Below are 26,970 nucleotides of genomic sequence, written 5' to 3' on the forward strand. Positions count from 1 at the left end.
ACCTTCCTTTTATAGATTCGGCATTCTTTTATGCCACTGTGTTGATTGTTCATAGCTATAAGCTATGTTAAAAAGATTGTCCTCTTTAAAATAATCTCCTATAATCTGAAATCCCACTGGAAGATTTTCTACAAATCCGCAAGGAACTGATACAGCAGGAAGTCCTGCCAAATTTATAGGCACTGTGTATATGTCTGCACTATACATGGACATTATATCCTTACTTTTCTCATGAAAATCAAAAGCAATTGTTGGTGATGTTGGAGAAATTACAGCATGAAATTCTTTAAAGACCTTCTTAAAATCTTCTTTTATAAGCTGCCTTACTTTCAATGCCTTTCTATAATAAGCGTCGTAATACCCTTTTGATAGTACGTAAGTTCCAAGCATTATTCTCCTTTTAACTTCTTCTCCAAAGCCTTCACTTCTCGATTTTATGTATAGTTCTTCTAAAGTTTTAGCGTCTTTTGCCCTAAATCCATATCTCACTCCATCAAATCTAGCAAGATTAGATGAAGCTTCAGCACTGGATATTATATAATAATCTGAAAGAGAATAATCTATAAATGGAAGGGAACATTCCCTAATTTCTGCTCCATTATCTTGTAATACCCTTAAGGCTTCTCTTATTGCTGATGCTGTTCCTTCCTGTAAGTTTCCACTAAATAATTCTTTAGGAACACCAATTTTCTTTCCCTTTAAATTCTTGCTTAAACTTTTAGTATAATTAGGCACTGGTATATTTGCACTTGTAGAATCTCTCCTATCAAAACCTGATATTACTTCTGTTAATAAAGCGCAGTCCTCTACATCTTCTCCAAAGGTTCCTACTTGATCTAAAGTTGATCCAAAGGCTGTAAGTCCATATCTTGACACTCTACCATAGGTAGGTTTAAATCCTACAACTCCACAAAAAGCTGCAGGCTGCCTTACAGAACCTCCAGTATCACTGCCTAAAGCTAAAGGTACCTCTCTACTTCCTACTGCCGCTGCAGAACCTCCTGAGGAACCCCCTGGAACCTTTTTTAAATTCCATGGATTTTTAGTCTTCTTAAATGCACTGTTTTCAGTAGATGATCCCATTCCAAACTCATCCATATTAAGCTTCCCTAAGATTATACCGTGGTTTTCTTTTATCTTTGATACAACATAAGCATCATAGGGTGCAATATAATTTTCCAACATTTTTGATGCACAAGTATTTTTCATATCCTGAACACTTATATTATCTTTAATCCCAACAGGAACTCCCCAAAGTCCTTCAAGTTCTTCTCCATTATCTATTTTTTTATCTAATTCCTTTGCTTTAAGTAAAGCTTTTTCTTCATCTATATACAGCCAGGCTTCTAACTTACTTTCCACTTCATTTATTCTTTCTATAAAAGCCCCTACAACTTCTTCTACTTTAATTTCTTTATTTTTTATCATATTTTTAAGTTCATGAGCCTTCATCTTGTAAATTTCCATTTTTTCACCTCTTGTTAATTTATCACTCTAGGTACTAAAATGTATTCATTTTTGCTATTTGGAGCGTTCTCTATAACATTTTCAATATGTAAAGATGTCTCAATTTCATCATCTCTAAAATTATTTTCCATATAGTAAGGATTCACTGTTTCTTCTACATTATCGGTATCTAATTCATTAAGTTTCTCCATATACTTCAATATCTGTTCTAAGTCTTTTATTATCTTTTCTTCTTCTTTTTCTCCAAAATTTAGATTAGAAAGCTTTGCTATAAGCTCTACATCTTGTTTTGAAATTGACATACTAATTTTCCCCTTCTTTCTTATACAAAAAAGAGCTATAGATATAACTTTTTTCTACAGCTCTTTTTAACTTTCAAGCTTTTATTTTTTAACTCTTTCTTACATCTAACTTTAATCTAAAGTTATAGCTTACCTTAATATATTTCCATAACCATAAAGATAATAGTGCAAAATCCCATTGCCATACACAGAATAGAATTTATCCATTCTTTTGTTTTTGGTTCAAGCTGCTTAATACTCCACAGGAACATTGTTATAATTGTGCTGACTTGAAATAAATAATAATTATTGAAATAACCTATATTTATAAACCTGCAGGTGGAAAGCATAGTAAGTATCAGACATAGACTCGTAACGGCTACAAACATCCACGCCAATGTACTTATAAACTTTTTCATTTTTCTTCCCCCTATTTCACATTATACTCATTAATGGAGCATTTGTTTAAACTCATCTTCATTGATAATTTTAACACCAAGTTGAACAGCCTTATCGTATTTAGATCCTGGGTCCTTTCCAACTAAAACATAATCTGTTTTTTTGCTTACGCTGCTGGACACCTTAGCTCCCAAAGACTCTAATTTTTCTTTTATTTCGCTCCTTGTGAAGCTCTCTAAAGAACCTGTAACAACTACAGTTTTTCCATTAAATAAATTATCCTCTATGTCCTCTTCTTCAAAGTAAGGCTTTACTCCTAAACTTAAAAGTTCTTCTACACTATCTAATATTTTCTTATCCTTAAAAAATTCAAGTATACTCTTTGCAACTATATCTCCTATATCTTCTACTGAGATGAGTTCTTCAAAATCAGCTTCTATTAGCCTATGAAGAGATTTAAACTTCTTTGCCAAATCTGTGCTTGTTTTCTTTCCTACGTTAGGAATTCCAAGTGAATATATAAATGAAGCTAAATCACAATTCTTGCTTTTTTCAATAGCATCTATTAGATTTTGAGCTTTTTTATCTCCAAATCTCTCTAGATTCAATAAATCTTCCTTTTTAATTCTATACAAATCTGGTATAGATTTTATATCTAATTGCTCGAATAATTGTTCTGCTGTCTTCTCACTAAAGCCAGCTATATTCATAGCTTCTCTGCTTCCAAAATGAACAATAGATTTTACTAGCTGAGGCTTACATGAAAGAGTGTTTTCACAAAAATAATGAACCCCCTCTTGTACAAGTTCACTTCCACAATAAGGACAAACTTTAGGTGGTAATATTTCTTGTGCATCTTCTTTTTCTTCTGATACTCCCATAATCTCAGGAATTACATCATTAGAACGTCTTACAAATACTCTGCTTCCTATTTTAACACCTTTTCTTTTTATGTCATCCATATTATTTAATGTAGCTCTTTTTACTGTAACTCCTCCTATATCTACAGGATCTAGTAAAGCTGTAGGTGTAACTCTTCCGCTTCTTCCTACATTCCATTCCACACCTAAAAGCTTTGTTGTAGCTTCTTGTGCCTCAAATTTATACGCTATTGCCCACTTTGGAAATTTTACTGTATATCCTAACAGCTGTCTAGTTAAAATATCATCCACAGCTATTACAATTCCATCAATTTCATAATTCAAATCTTCTCTTATTTCTTCTATATATTTAATTTCTCTTTCTATTTCCTCTACTGTGGTACATTCTTTTATATAATCATCCATAGGAAAACCTTTTTCTTTTATAAAATTAAGCATTTCAGTATATGTCTTAAATGGTGTTCCTTCATTATATCCTACATCATAGAAAAAGGCAGATAAATTCCTTCTTGCTGTTTCTTTTGTATTTAGATTTCTAAGAGCACCTGCTGCTCCATTTCTTAAATTTTTTAGAGGAACCTCCGCTACTTTATTATATTCCTCAAAAGCCTTTTTTGTCATTATGGCCTCTCCGTGGACCTCTATCACAGCATTGTTTTCAATTTTTAAGGGAATAGTCTTTATAGTTTTAACTTGAGCTGTAATATCCTCTCCAACTTCTCCAGTTCCTCTAGTAGCAGCAGTAACCAATATTCCCTCTTCGTTATATGTACAATTTACAGTAAGTCCATCGAATTTTTTAGTTATGATATATTTTAAAGGCGGCAATTTTTTGTCATGAGTTCTATTATATTCATCTACTGCCTTCATATTTTTATTGTGCCATTCTCTTAACTCTCCTAGATTTTGAGCTTTGCCCAGGCTCCAAAGCTTTGCCTTATGTGTATACTTTTCAAATTGTGATAAAATCACATCTCCAACTCTTTGAGTAGGGGAATAGGGCAGTACTATTCCCGTTTCCTTCTCAAGTCTTACTAATTCATCATACTTTTTATCATACTCTCTATCAGATGCACTTGGATTATCTAAGGTGTAATATTCATAAGCTAGCCTATTAAGTTCATCTACCAGCTCACGAATTCTTTGTCCCTTATTTTCCACACCTTCCACCTCTCTTCTGTTTTAATAACCAGTAATCAGAGCGATTTTAATCTTCACACTTATTTATAACTTATAATTTTAACATTTATATAAGCTTAATCGGTGCCATGCTAAACATAAGTTGTTTAATTCCCATATTGTCAAAGGCTACAGTAATCTTTACATCATTAGATGTTTTAGATGCACTCACTATAGTTCCTATGCCAAACTTATCATGCTTAACCTTTCTTCCTGGAGTTACTTCATCTAATTTTACACCTTCTACACCTTTTTTTCTATCTTCAACTAGCCTTTGTGATAAATTACTATCACTCAACATTGAATTTATCTTTTGTTCTGCCTTCCTAGCTCCAAAGCTTGGTAAAGAATGAGAATTAAAGCTAGTTCCTCCAAAGACTCCATTTAAAACTCCTCTATTAGCTGTATTGCTTCCTAAATTCATTTTTCTTTCCGATACAACTTCTTTTAATTCTGGAGATATCTCACTTAAAAAGTCTGATTCTGAATAAGCTACAGTTCTACCAAATACTTTTCTCGTACTTGCTGAAGTCATATATAATTTTTCTTTAGCTCTAGTTATACCAACATAACAAAGTCTTCTTGATTCTTCCATCTCATAAAAGTTTTCTAATGACTGCAATCCTGGAAAAATTCCATTTTCCATTCCTACCATAAACACTACTGGAAATTCTAATCCTTTAGCGCTGTGCAAAGTCATCATTACCGTAGTATCTGCATTCTCATCGTAGTTGTCTACATCAGACACCAATGTAATTTTCTCTAAAAAAGCAGAAAGCGACTTATCTTCTGAAATGTTTTCGAAATCTACTGCTGCTGATACTAATTCTTTTATGTTTTCGATTCTACTTATATCCTCTATATCATTAGACTCTCTTAAAGCCTTTAGATAGCCTGTACTCTCCAGTATTTCTTCTATGAGCTTTGAAACACTAATTTTATCCTTTGTTCTATTAAAACTATTTATAAGGCTTGTAAATTTATTTATAGAAGTTATAGTTCTTTTAGTCATTCCAGGTATGCTTTCAATGTCAAGCATCACACTATACATGCATTCATCCATATAATTTGCATATTCCTGTATCTTATCAATAGTTGCCGCACCTATACCTCTCTTTGGTACATTTATTATTCTTCTCAAGCTTATATCATCTTGAAGGTTGTTTATAAACTTTAGATATGCTGTTATATCCTTTATTTCTTTTCTATCGTAGAACTTTAATCCTCCTAAAATTCTATATGGAATATTTCTCTTCATAAAAACATCTTCAAATACTCTCGACTGAGCATTTGTTCTATAAAGAATAGCAAAATCTCTATATTTTCTATTTTCCTTTTCCATAATTCTATTTATTTCATTTGCTATAAAGTTTCCTTCATCTATATCTGAATAAGCTCTATATACTTTTATTTTCTCTCCGCTTTCATTTTCAGTTCTAAGAACTTTACTCTTTCTTTGAGAGTTATTCTTTATAACCGCATTAGCAGCATTTAATATATTAGCCTTTGATCTATAGTTTTGTTCAAGCTTAACTACTTTAGCTTCTGGATAGTCTTTTTCAAAGTCTAAAATATTCTTAATATCTGCACCTCTCCATTGATAAATACAATTATGGACAACTACATCATTTGCTATATATTGCCTTAATTCTGGAATGCTTAAATCATATACAATTCCTTCATAATCCTCACAGCTGATTTCTGATATAATATCCTCTTCAATCTTTCCATTACAGTATGTAACTATACTCATACCTTGTCTTAAACTTCCAAAAGGCATAAAATAGTATGATTTATCTTGTACAAGCTTTGCTTTTCTAATAATATTTAGTCCATCTATTGTTGAACAAAGCTTTCTTCCTAGAGCTTCCGCTTCATCATACATACTTCTTTCCATTTCCATTATACAAGTATTTTCTCTATCATATCTTGTATTGAACCCAGCATCTAGGGACTTATTCTTTTCATCCTCACTAGAAGTTGCAAAACTAACTCTATGGGAATAACATCCTCTATCTTCAGGCTTTTTACTTGAAAAATAATCTATATTTATAGTTTTTCTTGAAGTTTCTCTAGAAGCCATATCACCACCAAAATAATGTGGATAATCTTTAAATAGATATAAATTCTCCATTAATTTTTCAGCAGCACTATAGGTATCTATTTCCTTAAATAACTTGTCAATATATTCTTGATCCACAGTCGAAGTTCTATCTTTATGGCAAAAAACAGCAGTAGGTATACCATACTTAACAGAGTAATATTGCTCATAGTAACTTGCTTCTGCTTTTGTTTTACACGTTTTTACTATCCATATCTTATCAGCTTCTTCATTATTAAGTCTTACTGCTAGGCCACTATTATGATCATCTTCATATATGCTTTTAACTCCTTCAGCTTGACCTACTCTATATCCCATTCCTAATTTGTACATTAAGCATACATAATGAAGATCTTCCTTCATATTAAGAGATGCAAAAGTGATATGATTAGGTGTAGCTGAAATTTCTCTTCCGCCCATAGTTTTAATCTTAACTAGAGTACCCTTATATTCTTTTTTTAGAACCTTCTCTACTGTACCTTTAGTAATTTCACCATTGCCTGCAGCACTATATATCTGCTGTCCTTCTACCACATCCTCAACCTTTATTGTTCCATTATCCGTATGTATTAGAGAGCCTTCTGGAAGACATTGATCATCGTCTCCAACTACAAATATATTTCTATGAGCTGAAGCCAACATCTTAACTAACTCATATTGAGCCTTATTGGTATCCTGATACTCGTCTACCATTATGTATTTAAATTTATTTTGATAGAACTCTAGGACTTCTGGATTCTTCTTAAAAAGTTCTACTGTCTTATAAATTAAGTCATCAAAATCTAAGGCATTATTGCTCTTAAGCTTTTTTTGATATAAAAGATAAACATCGGCTATCTTATTTTTTCTAAAATCTCTTTCATTTAATTTCTTATATTCTTCTGGAGAAATCAAATTATCCTTTTGATTGCTTATTTTATTTATTATTTCTTTTTCATTTATATCTTTATCGTTTATATTAAGCTCTTTCATGCATTGTTTTATCAAAGTTTTTTGGTCAGAAGAATCATATATAGCAAAGTTTTTACTATATCCAAGCTTATCTATTTCTCGTCTTAGTATCCTAACACAAGAGGAATGAAAAGTTGATACCCACATATTATCTATGTCACACTTAACCAGTCCTCTGATCCTATCTTTCATTTCTTCTGCAGCTTTGTTTGTAAATGTTATAGCTAATATATTGTATTGAGGAATTCCTAGATCCTGTATCATATGAGCTATTCTATAGGTTAAAACTCTTGTCTTTCCTGAACCAGCACCTGCTAAAACAAGCACAGGTCCTTCTATAGCCACAGCTGCTTCATACTGCTCTTTATTTAATAGCGACTTTAAATCCATATAATCCCTCCTTATGACTTTCTATGCATTACTTCCAACCAATTTTATCTAGTACTAAATTATATCCATCACTTCCGTAATTTAAACATCTATTCACTCTACTTATTGTAGCTGTACTTGCACCTGTACTTGATGCTATCTCTGCATAGGTTTTCTTTTGCTTTAGCATTTTTGCTACCTGTAGCCTCTGCTCTGCCGCTTTTAATTCATTAATGGTAAATATGTCCTCGAAAAACCTATAACATTCTTCTTTTGTCTCTAAAGATAAAATAGCCTCACATAAATAATCCATTTCCAAGCTTTCTAATCTTGATTTATATTCTGACATGAAATTTCACTCCTATTTTATTAACCTATTTGAGCATACTTAGATTTTAACACTTTAAAGTAGTTTTCTCCATATTTATTTACACTTCTCTCTATTTTAATACTTAAAATTTACATATTGAATATTGCAAAAATTATATTTCATGGATTTATAAGGAAGAATTTTGAAACATCTAGAAACAAGTTTAATTGGACAAATTTATTAATAAAATATTGAAAGAAATAATTCTTAATTAATAAAATATGCATATAAAATTTTAAATTTATATTACAAACTTATTTTATATGCTTTTATATTTGAAAAGTAGTTTACATACAATAAAAAAACACTATCTCCGGTGATAGTGTTTTTTTATTATTTAGGGTAAGTTCAGTCCTGGGGCGGGACTGACTTAAATAAAAAGGGGGCTATTCATTCTTTTTATTTTTCCCTTACAAAAGCTATTATATTAAATAAAGCAAAAAAATGCAAGCTGTTTTGCAGAATTAATTGTAAATAAACTATTATAAAAGTAATTATCTTTCACATTTCTTTAAATTTAGCGTTGATACTATTGCATTTTACTAAATTATCTCTCTTTTATTATACGTAATTCTTCTTTCGACAATTCTCTGTATTCTCCTTCTTCTAGCTCCTCATCTAATACTAAATTTCCCATTTTTATTCTTTTTAAATATAATACATTTTTATTTCTAGCTTCAAACATTCTTTTTACCTGGTGAAACTTTCCTTCCTGTATGGTAATGTTCACTTCTGAACCATGCTCATCTGACGCTATGATTTCTAATTTTGCAGGCAAACATTTATATCCATCATCTAGTACAATTCCTTTTTCAAAAGCTTTAACATCATTTTCATCCACTGGCTTATCTATTTGTGCATAGTACACCTTATCTACATGCCATTTTGGAGATGTAAGCCTATGATTTAATTCTCCATCATTTGTTATGAGCAGCAGTCCTTCTGTATCTTTATCTAATCTTCCCACAGGAAAAGGATTAAAAACTGCATGTTCTGGTTCAAGCAAATCTATTACAGTTTCATCATAGTTATCAAAGGTAGCTGAAACCACTCCTGCTGGCTTATTCATCATGATATAAATATATTTCCTGTAATTAATTTCTTCACCTGATACTTTTATCTCATCCTTTTCTGGGTCCACCTTCACATCACTGCTCTTTACAACTTCTCCATTAACTTCAACTATCCCATTTTTAACAAGAGCTTTTATTTCTTTTCTCGATCCATATCCTAAATTAGACAAAACCTTATCTAGTCTTTCCATATGATTCACTCCTTATTTATATTATCCTAAACCATTCTACCAGATTTTATGTGTTATTTCAGACAAAAAGAAGTATCTGTTAGTGTGATTTAATTGTGAAAATATCAATTTAAAAGATACACTTAAATCTTAAATTATTATGGAAAATGCATAAGTAAAACCGAGTAAGTCGATACACCCTCATCAACTTACTCGGTTTTTTTGATTTATATAAACAATTGCAGAAATTATTTTGTGTCAATTTTTAAGTGCACCTAAATATGAAGTTTAAATAAACGCTAATGATTGTAAGTCTAATATTAGATTTGTCTGTATGTGTATTTAATTTTATAAAAATGCTTTTCTTTAATAAATGTGAATAATCTTTTTAATATTGAACCGGAGTATGAGATTTGCATTGTAGAAAGCGTTGAACAAGCGTTAGAAGCTCTTTGTTTATGGATTTAAAACACCGTAAGAACCTTCTATTGTCTGAACGGTAGTGAGTCTAGAAGGTTTAGGGGTTTTGAATCCAGAAATATTAGAGCTTCTTTGCGTAGTGAAGCTTTCCTAAATGCAAATCTCATATGGAGGTTCAATATTAAAGATTGTCACAATTTATTTTTATTGTGCAGCTACCACTTCACTGAGCAATTTTTCATTAACTTTTATTTCTATCATGCAGTAATCTTCATAAGATACATTTTTATAGCTATTCTTAGCTAAAACCAGCACTTTATATATTCCTTTTGAAAATGGAATAAATGTATAATAATCTTTCTTGCTATATCTTTGCACCAAATTCCATTCTCCTTTTTCCATTAAATAAAACTCATAAACTATATCTTTTCCTCCACAGCTTTCCGCTGTAACTGTAATTGGTTCACTGTGGTAGAATTCTATTCTGTCACACTTTAAAATGGTATTTGTTATAGGAGGGGCTTCATTAACTATTAAACTTATTTGTTTTGTACTATCAAATTCTTTCTTGCTCTTTTCATTTTTAGCATATACTCTAACTGTATATCTTCCACTGCATTTTGGAGTAAGTATATATTTTTTATTTTTTATATACTCTGTTTCCTCTACCTTATGGCCATTTATACTAAGTACATATCTTAATAGGATATTTGACGTATCTCTGGTTATAGTGTTTAATACAATCTGATCTCCAACTAAGTAATACTCTCTAGGTTCCATTAATACATAATCTATCTTTGCAGGTATATATTCATAACAACGTAGAGAAACTATATGATGTGCATCAAACTCTTTATCTGAATACTTATCCTTTACTCTTATTTCAATTTCAAATCTTCCCTCTTCTTCTGGAGTAAAGTTAATCCAGCTGCATTCCCTATAACCAGTAGATTCAACTTCTTCCTTATCTTTTTTAATTATAAACTTGTACAGCGGCTTCATACCTCCATCTACTATTGTCTTAACATTTATGGTTTCACCTATTAGCATATTTTCTCTCTTATTTACGATTACATCTTTTATTTCTATTGGTTCCCTTGGCACTTCATCGATATCAAATTCTAACTCATCACAGGCTTCATATTTTTCCTTAGAAGAAATATCCTTTACCCATAAGCTTATCTTATAATGTCCCTCCTGTTTTGGCTGCCATACATATGTATCACTTCTTATATAGCCGCTGTCATCATTTTTGCTTCCTTCTATTATGAATCTATATCTAAGATCTTTTCCTCCACTTGCTAATGCCTTTAATGTAATCTTTTTAGTCATTATTTGAGGAGAGCTTAAATCACTGGTAAAGCTTTCAATAACTACGGGTTCATAAGGCTTCACTTTATAATGAATTACAGCTCTATCATCATATTCATTGTTAGAATACATATCCTTAGCTTCACATAATAGTTTGTAATCCCCACTGCATTTTTCTGTATAAGCTACTATCTTTTTAGTAGAGTAATCCTGTATACACTTTGCCTGTCCATCTTCACTTATCTTTATAAACTTATATAATATAGTTCTGCTATCATCACACTTTGATTCAACTTCAAATAAAAGTTCCTCATCTACTAATAAAGAGGAACTAAGGCATTTAAAATTAGTAATTTCTAACTTTGCAAGGCTTACTACTTCAAATTCAACCTTCATTGCATCCTCAAAATTTTTATCTGAATCCAAAGATTTGCACTGTACAAGAATTTCATGCTTTCCTGGAGAATTAGCTCTCCATGAAAAACTGCTTTCAGTGCAATAATCTTTTGCAAGCACCCATCTTTCTTTCTCTTTTATTAAATATCTAAACATTACAAGTTCATTTTTTACCTCTACCTTTACAGTAACCTTTTCTCCTATAGATATACTTTCCTTATCTATATATATATTTGATATAATTTTTTCACTAAAATCTCCTATAGATATACGTTTTCTTGATACATAATCAAATGCTTTAGTACTATCTTCTTTCTTAGCTTGTACCATCAAAATATAACTTCCTTGGCTTTTAGGTTTCCATATAATCTTTTTTTCTTTTCCAAAATCTTTTAGAGTTTCCCATGTTCCATCAAATCCCGCAATAAACTTATATAATAAATTTTCTTCAGGTTCGCTTAAAATATCTATAATCATCTCTGCATTATCTTCCTGCACAGATTCCATGTTGCATCCTATAATGATTTCATTCATATCACAACCCCCCTTAATAACATAATCGAAATAAATTGTGCAAAAATTTATTTCTAATTTAAGTGCTAAGACGTAAGTAGATGAATTTCTTCAGTATAAATATTATACTATAATTCCATATTTTGTAAAAGAATATTTTAATGGCTTCTTTCATATAATAATATTTATTGATTTTCATTAAGCTTTTGACTTAGCATACTTTAAGATTTATAATTAGGATATTATAACCTTTTTATGTATTTGGAGGTAATTTATGCATAAAATAAAAGCTCAGGTTTTAGGATTTAGAAAAATTTTAATAAGCTTTCCTGATCCTAGAAACTTTGATATAAGAAAACTATCTATAAAAAATGGTAATAATCTTCTAACCATAGATAATTATACTGCAAAAAGCGCGGATTCCTTTTTGATATTTTTGAACAAAGATATCAATATAAAATTCTATTGCTATGTATATTATAAAGCCAGCAAAATTAAAGCAAGCTATAATAAACTATTTTCAAGCTGCGAATTTAATGACAGATTTTACTACAGTGGAGATTTAGGGGTTTTATATAATAAGAATTTTTCTACATTTAATATATGGTCTCCTGCAGCTAAATCAATTTCTCTTCTTTTATATAAAAATGGAGATATAGATATTCCTGAAGAACCCATAGAAAAAAGCCTCAATGAATCTAACGGGCTTTGGAGCATAACTATAAAAGGTGATTTAAAAAACTACTTCTACACTTATAAAGTGCATGTATATGATTATATAAATGAAGTTGTGGATCCATATGCTAAAGCTGTAGGAATAAACGGGCTAAGAGGAGCTATTATAGATTTAAAAGAAACTAATCCTTTAAATTGGGATAAAGACTTTTCACCATCTCTAAAGCATTATACTGATGCCATAATATATGAAATAAGCATTAGAGATATGTCCATGAATGAAAATAGTGGAATAATCAATAAAGGGAAATTTTTAGGTTTAACTGAAGATAATACTTTTTCAAATAAAGGTATATCTACTGGATTATCTCACATAAAAGAACTAGGTGTAACTCATGTTCAGATTATGCCGTTTTTTGATTTTAGCTGCATCAGCACAGATGAGAAGAATCCTGAAAAATATAACTGGGGATATGATCCTCAAAACTATAATGTTCCAGAAGGGAGTTATTCTACTAACCCTTACGACCCTAAATGCAGAATTATAGAGCTAAAAAAGATGATACAGCATCTTCATAATAATAATCTCAGCGTGAACATGGATGTAGTTTATAATCATATGTATAATAATACAGATAATAACCTTGAAAAAATATTTCCTGGCTATTACTTCAGATTTAACGAAGATGAAAGTTTTTCTAATGGAAGCGGCTGCGGAAATGATACCGCTTCTGAACACAGAATGATGAGAAAGTTCATTGTTGATTCTGTCCTATATTGGGCAAAAGAATACCATATAGACGGCTTTAGATTTGATCTAATGGGATTACACGACATTAATACTATGAAATGTGTTAAAGAAGCTTTAAATAAATTAAATAAATCCATAATGATATATGGTGAAGGATGGGAATTAAACACTACTCTACCTGAAAATATAAGAGCTACGCAAACTAATGCAGAAAAAATTCCTGAAATTGGATTTTTTAATAATACTATAAGAGATGTTATAAAAGGAAATGTGTTTCTAAAGAAGGACAGAGGCTTTATAAACGGCAAAGAAGATTTAGATGATATTATAAAGGGATGTATTGCTGCATGCACTATTTCTACAGATAACTTTAAACCTATATATGTTTCTCCTAATCAAGCTATAAACTATGTATCCTGCCACGATAATAACACTCTTTGGGATAAGCTTCAGCTTAGTAATCCAGAGTATACCGAAGATGAGAGAAAGCATATGGTTAAGCTTGCAAACGGAATAATTCTAACCAGTCAAGGTGTTGCCTTTCTTCACTCTGGAGTAGAATTTTGCAGAACAAAGCAAGGAATTGAGGACAGCGTTAAATCCTCTGATGAAATAAATAATCTTGATTATGATAGAAAGTTTGAATTCTTAGATGTGTTTAATTATTATAAAGGATTGATAAAACTAAGAAAAGAACATCCTGCTTTTAGAATGTACTCAGTTGAAGATATAAAAAATCACTTGGAATTTATAGAAAATACACCTAAAAATACCGCAGCTTTCTTACTTAAAAATCATGCTAACAATGACATTTGGAGAAATATCTTAGTTATATATAATGGAAACAGAATTTCAACATCAATTGATATCCCTAAAGGTACTTGGCACCAAGTAATAGATAAATATACCGCTGGCACCACACCTTTTAAAACTATTTCCTCTAATAGAATAGACGTAGACGGCATATCATTGAATGTACTTTATTCAAACTAAAGGATATAAGAAAAATGCGCAGCATTTTTCTTATATCGAACATCACCCATGGAATTTGCAATTATGAAATCTTCACTTCTCCATTGTATTTTGCTTTATGTCTTTCAGGAACATAGTAAATACACACATATAAAATCGTAGAAAGCACTATTCCTCCTATAACATCAATTAAAGAGTGCTGTTTTATAAATAAAGTGGATGCGCATATAAGAATCATAGCTAGTGATGATAAAATCTTCATATTCTTTCTTCCTTCAAATAATGAACTTTTACAAATTGCAATATTTACTCCAATAGCATTTATAACATGTATACTTGGAAAAACATTTGTTGACGAATCTACAGAATAAATAAATCCTACAGCTTCTGAAAATACATCTTTATCCCTTAAAACTGGCCTCATATTCTGCCAATTAGGAAATAGTATAAATATGGCATAACTGATGCTCATGCCAAAAAAAATAAACTTAAATAGTTTTATAAAATCTTCTCTAGATTTTAATCCAAAATACACAAAACCAATAGCCATATATACAAACCAAAACATATATGGTATTATAAAAAATTTTATAAATGGTATATAATCATCATATTTTGAATGCATTATATACTTAGGTGTTATGAATTTTTCACAAAAATAAAATACAAGTATTAAAGGAATAAATAAAAGTAAATATAAAAAATGATTATTTTCCTTTATGAATCTTCTTATGTAATTCACTGCAGTCCACCTCGTAAATAATAATATAAATTATATGAATAACTTTAATAATTATCTGCTTTTTTAATAAGCTTTAAAATATTTCTATACAGTCTTTCATCATCTTCTTCTGTCCTTTTTTTAGGATTAAAAGTCTTTCCACCACCTCTTCTTACTTTTGAAGATAAGTGTCTTTCAAATAGTAGTCTATCTATATTGTCATTATCATAAATATACCCCTTAGGACTTATTGCATAAGCTTTCTTTCCAAGTACCATAGCAGCTACCCCATAGTCTTGAGTCACGATAATATCGCCATTCTTTGCTTCATTAGCTACCTTCATATCTACACTTTGAAATCCGCTGTCCACAATTCTTACTGTGCTGTACTCACTGGTTATAGCATGATTTATATCGCAATACATTATTACATCCACATTATTTTCTTTTGCTGCCTTTTCAATAACTTCTCTTCCAGGACAGGCATCTGCATCAACTATTATCCTCATCTTTTCTCACCATCCTTATCAAACTTATTTTAGCATATGTATAACTTAAATTATAACTATTTAACCAATAATTAAATAACTTATTAATTTTTACAACGTATATATTTATGTATGAATGATTAAGAAAATTCTGCTACAATGAGCAATCAATTATATAAAATAAGGAGGTATATCTATGAATAAACAAAAACTTTTTTCTATTTTATTAGCATCTTCTCTTATTTCTCCCTTTGCACAACAAGCTCTTGCTGCAACGTCTTATAATAGTACTAGTATAGAGACCATATCCTCATCCAGTGATAAAATATCATCTAATGAAGATATAAATGTAGCTATTTCTAAGGAAGATGCTATTTTAAAAGGAAAAGCTATTCTAAAAAAGTATTTTAACATTGATATTAACGAAAATGATTTTAAATTTAACATAAGCCTAGATCCTTATGTAACCAGTGAAATTAAAGAAACTAAATCTTATGTGTGGAATATGTGCTGGCAAAATTCATCTTTTAAAGGTGATACAACCATAAGTTTATGTTTAGATGGCAACAGTGGAAAGCTAATTTCCATGAATAAAAACAGCTATAACAACGGCAGTCAGAAATCAATTCCAACTCTATCTATAGATGAAGCAAAACGTATTGCTCAAGAAGCTATTAAAAAGATAAATCCTGAGGAATTAAAAACTTTAAAGTTAGGAACCGATAGATGGTTTTCAAATAGGTACAATTCTTCAAATTATGGTTTCAATTTTGTTAGATTTATAAACGATGCTTATTACGAAAATGATAGTATATATATAAATGTGGATGGAGTTACAGGAGAAATTACATCTTATCATTATAATTGGAATAATTCCTTAGTGTTCCCTAACAGCAATGACTCTCTATCTTTAGATGAGGCAAAAACTATCTTTAAGAATAACACAAATATGACTTTAAAATATAAACTCTTTAAAAATAAATATGAATATCAAAATGCAGATAACAAAAAAAATATAAAACTTGTATATGAACCTACACTAAAAAATGGATCTATAATAGATGCAAAAACAGGAAACCCTATAAACTTAGTTGAAACTCCAGGTTCTAAAGTAGAAACTATAAGTCTTAACAAAAAAGAAATTGATGAAATATATAAAAAGTATAGAAAGCTTGAAAATAGAAAAGAACCTCTAAAAAAAGAAGAGGCTTCAAATATCATGTCTAATGCAATTTACAATATATATGGTGAAGGATATACTATAGGCGATTTAAGATACAAAGAAGATAACAGTTCTGTTAATACTAATTCAGCTAAAGTCTGGTCTGCTCCTTTTACCAAAAAAATAGATGTTAAAGATGAAAAAGGACAAACAATAAACACAATAGTAAAACAAGGATCTATATCCATTAATGCTTCAAATGGTCAATTATTATCTATTTATAATTATGCACCTTATGAATATAAAGAAAACTTTACTCCAAAATTAACCTGGAAAGAAGGTTATTACAAATCCTTGAACCTTATAGAACAATATTATAAAGATAAAGTTAAGGATATAGAATTTAGTTTGACTCATACAGAATTGATTCCTAGTGAAAATTCTAATTCAACAGAGCCTGAAAGATTTTATAGATATTCATTTATAAGAAAGGTAAATGGTATACCTTATGAAAATGACAATATTTATATAGAATTTAATGCAGAGACTGGCGAAGTATCTAACATGAATCTATCCTGGGATGACAGCATAGAGTTTCCTAAACCTGATTCAAGCATAAGTACCTCAAAGGCTAAAACTATTTACTACAATAAATATACACCTTTACTAAAATATATGCTTATAAACACAAGCTCCGACCCTAAAACAACAAAGAACGAATTAAAATTGACGTACTCTTTAGATGTAACTAGCAGCTTTATTGATGCCTTTGATAGTAAAATACTAAACGACTATGATGGTGAAGAAATTAAATTTGATATTTCAGATTTCTTAAATGAAATAAAAGGAAGTAAAGCTGAAAAAGAGATAACTATATTAGCCTATAAAGGTTTAATAGATACAAATGATTTTAGATTAAAAAGAGAAGTTAAATATATGGATTTGATAAAGACCCTAGTTGATGCCCTTGCTTATACTCCTTATATAGTAACCGCTGATGCTGCAAATTCATCACTAGATTCTGATAAAAAAGAATCTTCTGTTAATACAAATCAAACTGCTCTTTCTGAAGAGGATTATTTAACTATGGCAAAATACTATGGCATAATAGATAAAGACTTAAACAGCTTCGATATAAAAGCTCCTGTATCCAGAGAAGAAATGTGTAAGGCTTTAATAAGGTTCCTTAAATATGAAAATGTAGCTAAATGCCTGGATATCTTTACTCTCAACTCCGATGATGCTAAGGATGTAGATGAGAATAATCTCGGCTACGTTACTCTAGCTAAAGGACTCAATTTAATAGAGTTGGAAGATAATAAAATAAACCCTAAAAAAACAGCTACATCAGAAGACCTCGCTCTTGGACTTTTTAGAGCACTGCAAAATAAAGATGTAAGTACTAATTTCTACCCTATGTATAAATAATATAATTTACAATGCACACTTGATAGCTAATAATGTTTTTATAATGGAAAACTAAAAAAGTCAGTCATCACAGTTTGCTGTGGTGGCTGACTTTTTTACAAGTTCAATTGTAAACTTATTTAAGCTTTGCTTCTATCTCTGCCTTCATGTCTTCATATCCAGGCTTTCCAAGAAGAGCAAACATGTTTTTCTTATAAGCTTCAACTCCAGGCTGATTGAATGGATTAACTCCTAATAAGTATCCGCTCATTCCACAAGCTTTTTCAAAGAAATATACTAAATATCCAAAATAATAAGGAGTTAATTCTGGAACATTTACAATCATATTTGGAACTCCGCCATCATTATGAGCTACTACTGTTCCTCTAAATGCCTGCTTATTTACAAAGTCCATATCTTTTCCTTGAAGGAAGTTTAATCCGTCAAGATTATCCTCATTTGATTCTATAATAACTGACTTTCTTGGCTTTTCAATATTAATATGTGTTTCCATTAGGTTTCTTAAACCATCTTGGATATATTGTCCCATAGAATGTAAGTCTGTTGAAAAATCTGCTGCTGCAGGGAATATACCTTTATTGTCTTTTCCTTCACTTTCTCCAAACAACTGTTTCCACCATTCACCCATGTAGTGAAGAGATGGTTCAAAGTTAACTATCATTTCAATAGTTTTGCCTTTATTGTATAAGGCATTTCTTGCAGCTGCATATCTGTATGCTGCATTATTCTTTAAATCTGGAGTGCTGTACTCTTTTCTAGCATCTTCAGCGCCTCTCATCATCTCATCTATATCTATTCCTGCTGCTGCTATTGGAAGTAATCCAACTGCTGTTAGAACTGAATATCTTCCTCCTACATCATCTGGAATTACAAAAGTTTCATAGCCTTCTGCTTTTGCTAGAGTTCTAAGTGCTCCCTTTTCTTTATCAGTTGTAGCAAAAATTCTTTTTTTTGCTCCTTCTTTTCCATATTTCTTTTCTAATAAATCCTTAAATATTCTAAAAGCTATAGCAGGCTCTGTAGTAGTTCCTGACTTTGATATAACATTAACTGAAAAGTCCATATCTTTTACTGTTTCTATTAGCTCTGCCATATATGTAGAACTAATATTGTTTCCAGCAAAGAATATTAGTGGAGCTTTTCTGCCATCTTTTGAAATAATATTATAGAAGGTATGATTTAACATTTCAATAGCAGCTCTAGCTCCTAAATATGATCCTCCTATTCCTATAACAACAAGCGCCTCTGAATTTTCCTTTATCTTTTCAGCAGCCTTTTTTATTCTTACAAATTCTTCTTTATCATAATTATTGGGCAAATCAACCCATCCTAGAAAGTCGCTTCCTGCACCTGTTTTGTTATGCAGCATATCATGAGCTGCATTTATCATAGGTTGAAACTGCTCTATTTCATGATCATTTAAGTAAGGCTTAGTCTTTGATAAATCTAAACTTATACCTCTGGACATAAATTGACCCTCCCTTATTAATAAAATAATTATATTTGTCTTTACGAAGATTTTAATCCATTTATTCAATGAATTCAAGTAACAGGACAAACGTTTATTACGTTTACATATTTTTAAATCACCTTATTAATATATTCATACTTACCCACTTAATATTCCCATCCATTTTAATTTATAATCAGCCTGTAAGAAAAATGCGACACAATTTATTATATGGAACATCACCTATGGAATTTGCATTTAGGAAAGCTTCACTTCGCAAAAAAGCTCTAATATTTCTGGATTTAAAGCCCCTAAACCTTCTAAACCCGCTGCCGCTCAAACAATAGAAGGTTCTTACGGTGCTTTAACTCCAGAAATAAAGAGCTTCTAATGCTTGTTCAATGCTTTCTACAATGCAAATTCCATAGGTGGTGTCCAAATATCTCATCAATGTACTGCAATTTTTAGATGAGATAAATAAAGACAAGTGGAGAAGTGGAGTAGTGGAGAAGTTTAGGGAGTTTAGCGAGTGTAGGCGCTAGGGCGCTGAGTTTAGAAAATATGGACAATCTTTTTAACAAAATACATCACCAATTCATGTGAAAAGTTATGGATGTCTTGCCGCAGGCAAAACTACAATTTAGAATCGTAGGTTCTATTACGTTCATTGCAGCTTGCTAGCAATGGCGGATTATAATTAAGCTCTGCTTAATTATTTCCTTACTTTCTAAACTTAGCGCAGCGGCTAAACTCCCTAAACTCAGCGAAGCACCTAAACTTTCTACACTCCCTAAACTGCCTTTTTCTCCACTTCTCCACTAAAATAAATTGCGTCGCAATTTATTTCTTAAGCGTTGTTACAACGATCTCTGGTCTATTGAATATTCTAACTGGTGCTAGGCTGTTTCCAAGCCCTCTGCTGATAATCATTATAGAATTCCCACTTTCATGCTTTCCTTCTGTATACTTGGGAAACCAGCCTTGATGAGGAGCTATAACTCCTCCTATAAATGGTAATCTAATTTGTCCTCCGTGAGCATGTCCTGTAAAGGTTAAATCTATATTGTTTTTAATATAAACAGGGAACTTTTCTGGTCTATGAGATAGAAGAATTTTATACTTATCTTCATTATTTTCTATAGCTTTACTTATTTCATAATCTATAAAATCACTCTCATTTTTAGGGGATATGCTGGGGTCGTCAACTCCTGCAATCAATATCTCACCATTTTCTTTCTTTATAATTTTGCTTTCATTCCTCAATACTACAGCCCCATTTGCTCTTAACTTTTTTTCTAATTCTTCCAATTTGCCTGTCCTTATTTCATGATTTCCTGGGACATAGTAAACTTCGCATATGCCGCTAAGTCCTTTTACTAATTCTAAACTTGGCTTCTCATTATAACGTCTGCTGTCAATAATGTCTCCTGTAATCACTACTATATCTGGATTAATATCCTTTATCCTTTTTACTAATTTTTTTTGCCCTTTCCCAAAGGACTTATTATGTAAATCAGATAGATGAGCTATTTTAAAGTTATTAAACTCATCAGGTATTTTCTTTGATGTAACCTCTGTATTTGTTACTGTAATATAATTATTCTGCACGTATATAAATATTGATAAAACAAGTGCAGTAATAATAATTATATAAAATTTATGTTTAATTATACTAGGTTTTAATCTAATGTAATTTATCTTTCTAATTTTAATCTCTCCTTCAACAAATTATTACTATCATATATTATCATAATTGATCAAAATAGGAAACCAGCTGAATTTGCAACCTTTATATTGAAAACGCTATATAATCCATGTATACTTAAAACATATATTTTTTTACTTTGGAGGAAACTAATCTTATGAAGAAAATACTTTATCTATTAGCCGCACTTATACTCGTGTTTTCCCTAAATGGATGCGCTGCAAAACAAACATTAAAAAATAACAATTCTTCTGTTTCTCATGATGAAAATAAGAGCACCTCTATTAAATCTAATGATAAATCAGCTTATTCATTGCCTAAAACTGAAGTAACAGCTTTAAAATATAATGACAAGGGTATTCCTGTTATTATGTATCATTCAATAAAATACGAAAAGGATAATGCAGTTAGGATTCCTAAAGAAGATTTTGAAGCTCAGATGAAATATTTAAAGGACAATGGTTATACGACTTTGTCTTTAGATGAATTATATGATTTTATGGAAAAAAATACTCCAGTTCCAGAAAAATCTGTAGTTCTTACATTTGATGATGGTTATAAGGATAACTATGAAACAGCTTACCCAATATTAAAAAAATATGGATTTAAAGCTACTGTTTTTGTTATAGCCAACTATATAGGTAAGGATGAATATTTAACTACTTCTCAAATAAAGGAATTAGATAAAAACGGACTTGATGTTGAAAGCCACACTGCAAATCATGAAGATTTAAGTACTCTTTCTTATGAAAAACAGCTTGCAACACTTAAAAGTTCAAAAGAAACTCTTGAAAAGCTTTTAAACAAAAAGATTAAATATATAGCTTATCCTTATGGAAAACATAATGAAAATACTGTAAAGGCCGCAAAAAATGCTGGGTATAAATTAGCCCTTACCACAGATGGCAGATGGTCTGATAAATCTGATGGAATTTTAACTTTGGATAGAGTTTTTATAAGCAGTTCTCATAACTTAGATACATTTGTATACAGGATAACCACTCCTGATTATGACTTTAATAAAATTATAAAAGCTTCACCTACTCTTGAAGATAAATACAGCAAAGCTTACGCTGCATTTTTCGATCATAAGTACGAAGAAGCAATAAAAGTATCAGATGAGATTATAAAGGAAAATCCCAGTTTTTTTAAGGCTTATAATATAAAAGGCATAAGTCAATGCTTTTCTAATAATTTCGAAGAAGGCATGAAGAATATAGATAAAGCCTTAAACATAAATCCAAACTATGGATATGGAAGATTTAATAAGGCTCTAGCCTATGAGTTATACGGCCATTATGATGAAGCTCTAAGCTGGTATGATAAAGCTTTAGAAGTTGAAAAATACGTATGGAGTTATTATGGCAAAGCCAGCATATATGGAAGACGTGGAGATGTTGCTAATACTGTTAAATACTTAAAAATAGCTATAGATATGCAGGAAAGCGTAAAAGAAGAAGCTAAAAAAGAAAAAGACTTTGATAATGTGAGAAATAGCAAAGAATTCATGGAATTAGTTAAATAGAAAATAGTGAATATATGGTGCTTCGGGCTGTTGATAAACATATTTTGTCAACAGCTCTTTTACATTAATCGTCATTAAGTAATGTCATGTTTCTCATTTATTTGCCTTTTCCAGTTAATTCTCCGTATCATACTATCCAATTTATGCTGAATTTCCTGTACTCCACACTGCTCATCTACATAATCCATTATTCCAAATTTACTAAGCAGCAACTTTTCTGTATTGCTATACTTATTGGTTATTGCTAATATTGGTATTTTCTTTCTACAATCCAAGTAGAAAACCCACTTTAAAATCTCATTCAGTTCCTCTTTCTTCATTTCTAAAATCAACAAATCACACTTTTCCAACTGTTCCATATTATCCCTTTGTACACACATAACATTATATTCTTTCTCTAAATATGGTGGCAAACTACTTCCAATATAGCACATTCTAATAATTTTAACCTCACCTCACTTTTACGCAGAAAAGGACAACTACAAGTAGAACCTTATAGTTGTCCTAATTACTCCGCCTGCTTTTTCTGACACATTTTTCATAGTTAAATTTACCTAGAATTAGAACGCATACCATAAATAATGTTGTTACAGAAATCATCATTAATAATTTATCCAATTGAAAAAAATAAAATGTAACTGCCAAAATCACTATTCCGACAATAGAATAATTCAATTTTTTATCAAACTTCTTAATTTCATCCGGAGTCAATGGTCTGTTAATATCTTGAACTGGTGACAAAAATTTTACCAAAAGTAGTGAAATGCACATAATCCCTAGCGAAAGTGAATTATCAATATCAATATATTTTACAATAAGCAGTAATACCAGAAGTGATATGCATGAACTTATTAAACAGCTGATATATGTATTTAAGTGTAATCCACCAGCATATGCACGCAGCAACATAAATACAGCAAAGAAAACTACTGCTTCCCATTCCATATGACATAGAACTGCAATCAAAATACTAATAATTGTATTTAGACAGACCTCTAAACCAATATGAAATCCATACTGATAAATGCAACTTTGCTCTGTAGTAATTATATTTTTTCGAATTAAATATGATGTTAAAATACTCGAGAGTTTTTCCATATTCTACTTTTCATTCAATTTAAGTACTTCTTCTGGCATTTTAGGTTGGTGGAAAATATAAAAACATATTCCCTGTGTAGAAACTACTGCAAAAGCTAATGCAAAAGTTGACATTATCCCAGTTATATTTTTTCCTAAAAATTCTTTGATTTTCCTCATGATAATTCCTCCTTTTACTTTTTATATTTTAATTCTAACTATTTTTTTATATGAAAGATATTACCATGTAAAAAATACGGGTTTATATGTAATTTTTGCCTGAAGAATACATCAAAATTTGAACCGTAAAAATATTATTATCAGTTAAGATACTAACAAGCCCATCATACTTTTTTACTGCCTTCTTTACAGAATTCAGTCCAATGCCATGATTCTCTGCATCTGTCTTTGTTGTCACATAATTACCTTGTTTATCCTTTCTTAAGGCTCCAGTATATGGATTAGATATTTTTATTAATAAAATCCCCTTTCTGTATATAATTTCAACATTAATAACTCTCATACTTTCATCATCTATCTTGCAAACAGCTTCTATGGAATTATCAAGACAATTTCCTAAGATTACACAAATATCCGCATCATTAAATTTTAAATCATATGGTATTTCAATATGTGTAAACATTTTTATTCCCGATTGTTTCATAATACTGTTTTTATAATTTAATAATGCATCAATCACAATATTTCCACTATCTATACTTGTGTCTGTCTTAAAATAATCTTCACCTTTCAATAAATCATCAATATACCTTTTGGCAGATTCTAAATCCTCCCTCTCTACGCATTCCCGAATACAGATTAAGTGATTTTCAATATCATGTTTTATATTTCTTATATTAAGGTTTGATTCTTCTCTTTCATGGATTTGATTTTTGCACAACTCTATTTGTTTGTTAAAAATTATCTGCTGCTTTTGAATTTCAAATCGATCTGATAAATTTTCATATAAAGAAAGTACAATAAAATTAACTCCCAGAATAAATGCAGAAGAAAACATGGATAGAACAGAGGCATTTTTATTATATGAATACTCGCTCAAAAAAAACAATGTATTTAATACAAATATACTTCCCAGAGGTATGAAAAACAATACAAACCAGTAAGAAAGCGGTATATCACGTTTTAATCTCGTGTGAATAAAAAGCTTTATAATCATTAATAGAATCAACAAAATAATTTTAGATATAAAAGAACCCAATATATTTGATTGTTTAAACTGTATATCCATAAAAATAAATATATAAGCACCAATCATTTCAGTAATCATTCCCATTAAATTGACAATAACTATCCATATTATCTTTTTTCTTATACTTCCCCAATATAAGAGCATACAAAGACAAAAACTACTGACTATCTCCCATGCCAAAAGTATAATCGGTTGTGCAATATATTTTATACATAAAATATCAATCCCAAAGAATATAAGCCAAACAAAAAACGAAAAGAAATAAGGCACATTCTTTTTCACAAAGAATATGCCCATTGATTCTCTAAAAATAGCAAAAAATAAGCATGCGGAAATCAAATAAAATAACATTTCATTCATCAAAAAACTCTCCCCCCAGCAATTCATTATATTTTGCCCTTATCATTTTCTGCCTATCCTCACTTATCTGTAGTTCTGTTCCATCAAATAATATCACATTTGAAAAACTAATCTTACTTACAAACCTATAATTAACAAGAAAAGATTGATGTATTCTTAAAAAAGGAATCTTCCCATTCTGTAATTGTTTTTCAATTGTACTTAATTTTCCATAAAACTTGCCCTCACCATCTTTATATTTGACATTAATAAGTCTTCCTGAACTTTCGAAATAAATAATATTTTTTGTTAATATCTTATAAGATACTTTATTAAATCTGTACTCAAAATAAGCCTCATCTTGTAACATTCTCTCATATGCTTTATCAAAATAATTGGAAAATATCTTTTCATCTACTGGTTTCTTAATAAAACGGAAGGGTTCCACTTCAAAAAGTTCAATAAAATAATTTTCATAATTTGAAATATAAATAATGATTGCATTAGTATCATTTTCTCTGATCTTCTTTGCAACATCTATACCATTTAACTTTTCCATTTCAATATCTAAGTACAAAAGTTCATATGTATCTCCCCTAGAAATGTCATTCCATAACTCGCTTCCATCGAAATATACCTCTATATGCATTTCTAGAAGTCTCTTTTTAGAAATTTCTAACAGCATGGTTTCAATCTTTGAAGCAAATATTAAATCGTCATCACAAATTGCTATATTTAACAATTTAATCCCCTCTTTCTGTACTTCTCTAAGACGCTTTAACAAAATTGCCATAGTTTCCTTATCCAAAATACTAATAATTATATATCTATTTATGCGCAAATTCGTTTTAGGCAATGTCTTACAGCTTTTTAGCCACATGAAAAAACCGTCTAGAATAGTTTTTTCAAGTTCAAGACGTTTTTCTACATTTTTCCATGATTGGAAACCATATATTGATTATACCATAAATCTAAATTTTCTCATTTTCTATTTTATCATGTGTATAATAAAAAACTTTTTTATGTAAAAATGTCGGATTAACTTGTAAAAAATGCTTCAAAGCAAGTAACACCCATACATTGCTTTGAAGCACTTCAGAACTAATATTATATTCAGATCATTTTCCACTTATCATTTAACAATTTTCCTATCTTATCTTTAACAGCTTCTTGTACTTCACTAAAACTCATTATCCTTAATAACATCGGATATCTATATTCTATGATTTTCTTATAATCATCCTTTTCTACTTTAGATACACAAAAATCATATATACACTCGTATTCTCCAACATATTCAGCAGCAATACAATCCTCTATTTCTGTTTTAGCTAGCTCATGTATAAAGTTAGCTTTAACCTCCTTAATTGCCTGCTGCTTCAAAGTATCATCTATTAGTTCATATCCTTTTCCATCTTCCAACCCCAATACTAAAGATAACTTGAATAAATAAATTGCGCTCATCATATGCAATTTCTCACAATCATATCTTTCTAAAACATCATTTGGTACTCCACTCAATTTTGTAAGTTCTTCCTTTGTAATTCCACACTTATTACACCATTCATTTAATTTCAAACGAATTT

20 protein-coding genes and 2 pseudogenes are annotated in these 26,970 nt (G+C 30.3%); 4 read left to right on the forward strand and 18 right to left on the reverse strand.

From position 1 onward, the window contains the following. Positions 1-9 precede the first annotated feature (9 nt). From gatA to ACFWTK_RS07095, 8 genes and pseudogenes are all read right to left on the reverse strand, one after another. A complete protein-coding gene (gatA, locus tag ACFWTK_RS07060) occupies positions 10-1,467 on the reverse strand; it encodes an Asp-tRNA(Asn)/Glu-tRNA(Gln) amidotransferase subunit GatA (RefSeq protein WP_415875309.1) in 1,458 nt (485 codons plus the stop codon). Positions 1,468-1,481: 14 nt separating this feature from the next. Then, positions 1,482-1,769 (reverse strand): Asp-tRNA(Asn)/Glu-tRNA(Gln) amidotransferase subunit GatC, encoded by a 288-nt coding sequence (gene gatC / locus ACFWTK_RS07065; protein WP_415875310.1) that lies wholly within the window; start codon positions 1,767-1,769, stop codon positions 1,482-1,484. A 428-nt stretch (positions 1,770-2,197) separates the two neighbouring features. Next, positions 2,198-4,189, reverse strand: a complete 1,992-nt coding sequence (ligA, locus tag ACFWTK_RS07070) for an NAD-dependent DNA ligase LigA (RefSeq protein WP_415875311.1) — start codon at positions 4,187-4,189, stop codon at positions 2,198-2,200. Between the two features lie 85 nt (positions 4,190-4,274). Further along, positions 4,275-4,742 (reverse strand): hypothetical protein, encoded by a 468-nt coding sequence (locus ACFWTK_RS13220; RefSeq protein WP_438825481.1) that lies wholly within the window; start codon positions 4,740-4,742, stop codon positions 4,275-4,277. A 15-nt stretch (positions 4,743-4,757) separates the two neighbouring features. Further along, positions 4,758-7,649: pseudogene (locus ACFWTK_RS07075) on the reverse strand (UvrD-helicase domain-containing protein); the annotation flags it as partial. Between the two features lie 28 nt (positions 7,650-7,677). Next, on the reverse strand, positions 7,678-7,977 hold the full coding sequence (locus ACFWTK_RS07085; protein WP_415875312.1) for a YerC/YecD family TrpR-related protein: 300 nt from the start codon (positions 7,975-7,977) through the stop codon (positions 7,678-7,680). Positions 7,978-8,545: 568 nt separating this feature from the next. Next, positions 8,546-9,262, reverse strand: a complete 717-nt coding sequence (locus tag ACFWTK_RS07090) for a pseudouridine synthase (protein WP_415875313.1) — start codon at positions 9,260-9,262, stop codon at positions 8,546-8,548. Between the two features lie 603 nt (positions 9,263-9,865). Continuing rightward, complete coding sequence (locus tag ACFWTK_RS07095; protein WP_415875314.1) at positions 9,866-11,902, reverse strand: triple tyrosine motif-containing protein; 2,037 nt, start codon at positions 11,900-11,902, stop codon at positions 9,866-9,868. 253 nt (positions 11,903-12,155) lie between these two features. On the opposite strand from ACFWTK_RS07095, the gene pulA reads away from it, so the two are divergent. Then, positions 12,156-14,300 carry a type I pullulanase gene (gene pulA, locus ACFWTK_RS07100; protein WP_415875315.1) on the forward strand — a complete coding sequence of 715 codons (2,145 nt, stop codon included), beginning with the start codon at positions 12,156-12,158 and terminating at the stop codon, positions 14,298-14,300. Positions 14,301-14,361: 61 nt separating this feature from the next. Here the strand turns inward: pulA and ACFWTK_RS07105 are convergent, their stop codons facing one another. After that, on the reverse strand, positions 14,362-15,021 hold the full coding sequence (locus ACFWTK_RS07105) for a phosphatase PAP2 family protein (protein WP_415875316.1): 660 nt from the start codon (positions 15,019-15,021) through the stop codon (positions 14,362-14,364). A 44-nt stretch (positions 15,022-15,065) separates the two neighbouring features. Next, positions 15,066-15,509 carry a YaiI/YqxD family protein gene (locus ACFWTK_RS07110; protein ID WP_415875317.1) on the reverse strand — a complete coding sequence of 148 codons (444 nt, stop codon included), beginning with the start codon at positions 15,507-15,509 and terminating at the stop codon, positions 15,066-15,068. Between the two features lie 175 nt (positions 15,510-15,684). Here ACFWTK_RS07110 and ACFWTK_RS07115 point away from each other — a divergent pair, with 175 nt between their 5' ends. Next, a complete protein-coding gene (locus ACFWTK_RS07115) occupies positions 15,685-18,078 on the forward strand; it encodes a YcdB/YcdC domain-containing protein (RefSeq protein ID WP_415875318.1) in 2,394 nt (797 codons plus the stop codon). A 115-nt stretch (positions 18,079-18,193) separates the two neighbouring features. Here ACFWTK_RS07115 and ACFWTK_RS07120 read toward each other — a convergent pair whose 3' ends face one another. Both ACFWTK_RS07120 and ACFWTK_RS07125 read right to left on the reverse strand, forming a co-directional pair. Then, entirely contained in the window at positions 18,194-19,546 is a 1,353-nt protein-coding gene (locus ACFWTK_RS07120) for a glucose-6-phosphate isomerase (RefSeq protein ID WP_415875320.1), read from the reverse strand. An 822-nt stretch (positions 19,547-20,368) separates the two neighbouring features. After that, a complete protein-coding gene (locus ACFWTK_RS07125; RefSeq protein WP_415875321.1) occupies positions 20,369-21,136 on the reverse strand; it encodes a metallophosphoesterase in 768 nt (255 codons plus the stop codon). A 254-nt stretch (positions 21,137-21,390) separates the two neighbouring features. On the opposite strand from ACFWTK_RS07125, the pseudogene ACFWTK_RS07130 reads away from it, so the two are divergent. Both ACFWTK_RS07130 and ACFWTK_RS07135 read left to right on the forward strand, forming a co-directional pair. Beyond that, positions 21,391-22,254: pseudogene (locus tag ACFWTK_RS07130) on the forward strand (polysaccharide deacetylase family protein); the annotation flags it as partial. Between the two features lie 186 nt (positions 22,255-22,440). Continuing rightward, positions 22,441-22,758 (forward strand): tetratricopeptide repeat protein, encoded by a 318-nt coding sequence (locus ACFWTK_RS07135; RefSeq protein WP_415875492.1) that lies wholly within the window; start codon positions 22,441-22,443, stop codon positions 22,756-22,758. A 74-nt stretch (positions 22,759-22,832) separates the two neighbouring features. Here the strand turns inward: ACFWTK_RS07135 and ACFWTK_RS07140 are convergent, their stop codons facing one another. From ACFWTK_RS07140 to ACFWTK_RS07165, 6 genes are all read right to left on the reverse strand, one after another. After that, entirely contained in the window at positions 22,833-23,117 is a 285-nt protein-coding gene (locus ACFWTK_RS07140; RefSeq protein WP_415875322.1) for a hypothetical protein, read from the reverse strand. A 145-nt stretch (positions 23,118-23,262) separates the two neighbouring features. Continuing rightward, positions 23,263-23,856, reverse strand: a complete 594-nt coding sequence (locus ACFWTK_RS07145; protein WP_415875323.1) for an accessory gene regulator ArgB-like protein — start codon at positions 23,854-23,856, stop codon at positions 23,263-23,265. 3 nt (positions 23,857-23,859) lie between these two features. Further along, positions 23,860-24,015 (reverse strand): cyclic lactone autoinducer peptide, encoded by a 156-nt coding sequence (locus tag ACFWTK_RS07150; protein WP_415875324.1) that lies wholly within the window; start codon positions 24,013-24,015, stop codon positions 23,860-23,862. Between the two features lie 82 nt (positions 24,016-24,097). Next, the gene (locus tag ACFWTK_RS07155; RefSeq protein ID WP_415875325.1) at positions 24,098-25,405 is read right to left on the reverse strand and encodes a sensor histidine kinase; all 1,308 of its coding nucleotides are present in this window, start codon (positions 25,403-25,405) and stop codon (positions 24,098-24,100) included. Beyond that, positions 25,398-26,177 carry a LytR/AlgR family response regulator transcription factor gene (locus ACFWTK_RS07160; RefSeq protein WP_415875326.1) on the reverse strand — a complete coding sequence of 260 codons (780 nt, stop codon included), beginning with the start codon at positions 26,175-26,177 and terminating at the stop codon, positions 25,398-25,400. The genes ACFWTK_RS07155 and ACFWTK_RS07160 overlap by 8 nt, the downstream gene beginning before the upstream one ends. Positions 26,178-26,497: 320 nt before the next feature. Further along, positions 26,498-26,962: a hypothetical protein gene (locus tag ACFWTK_RS07165; protein WP_415875327.1), complete on the reverse strand. Its 465-nt coding sequence runs from the start codon at positions 26,960-26,962 to the stop codon at positions 26,498-26,500. Between the last annotated feature and the right edge of the window lie 8 nt (positions 26,963-26,970).

It is taken from the genome of Clostridium sp., from assembly GCF_047777555.1.
Classification (GTDB): domain Bacteria; phylum Bacillota; class Clostridia; order Clostridiales; family Clostridiaceae; genus Clostridium_H.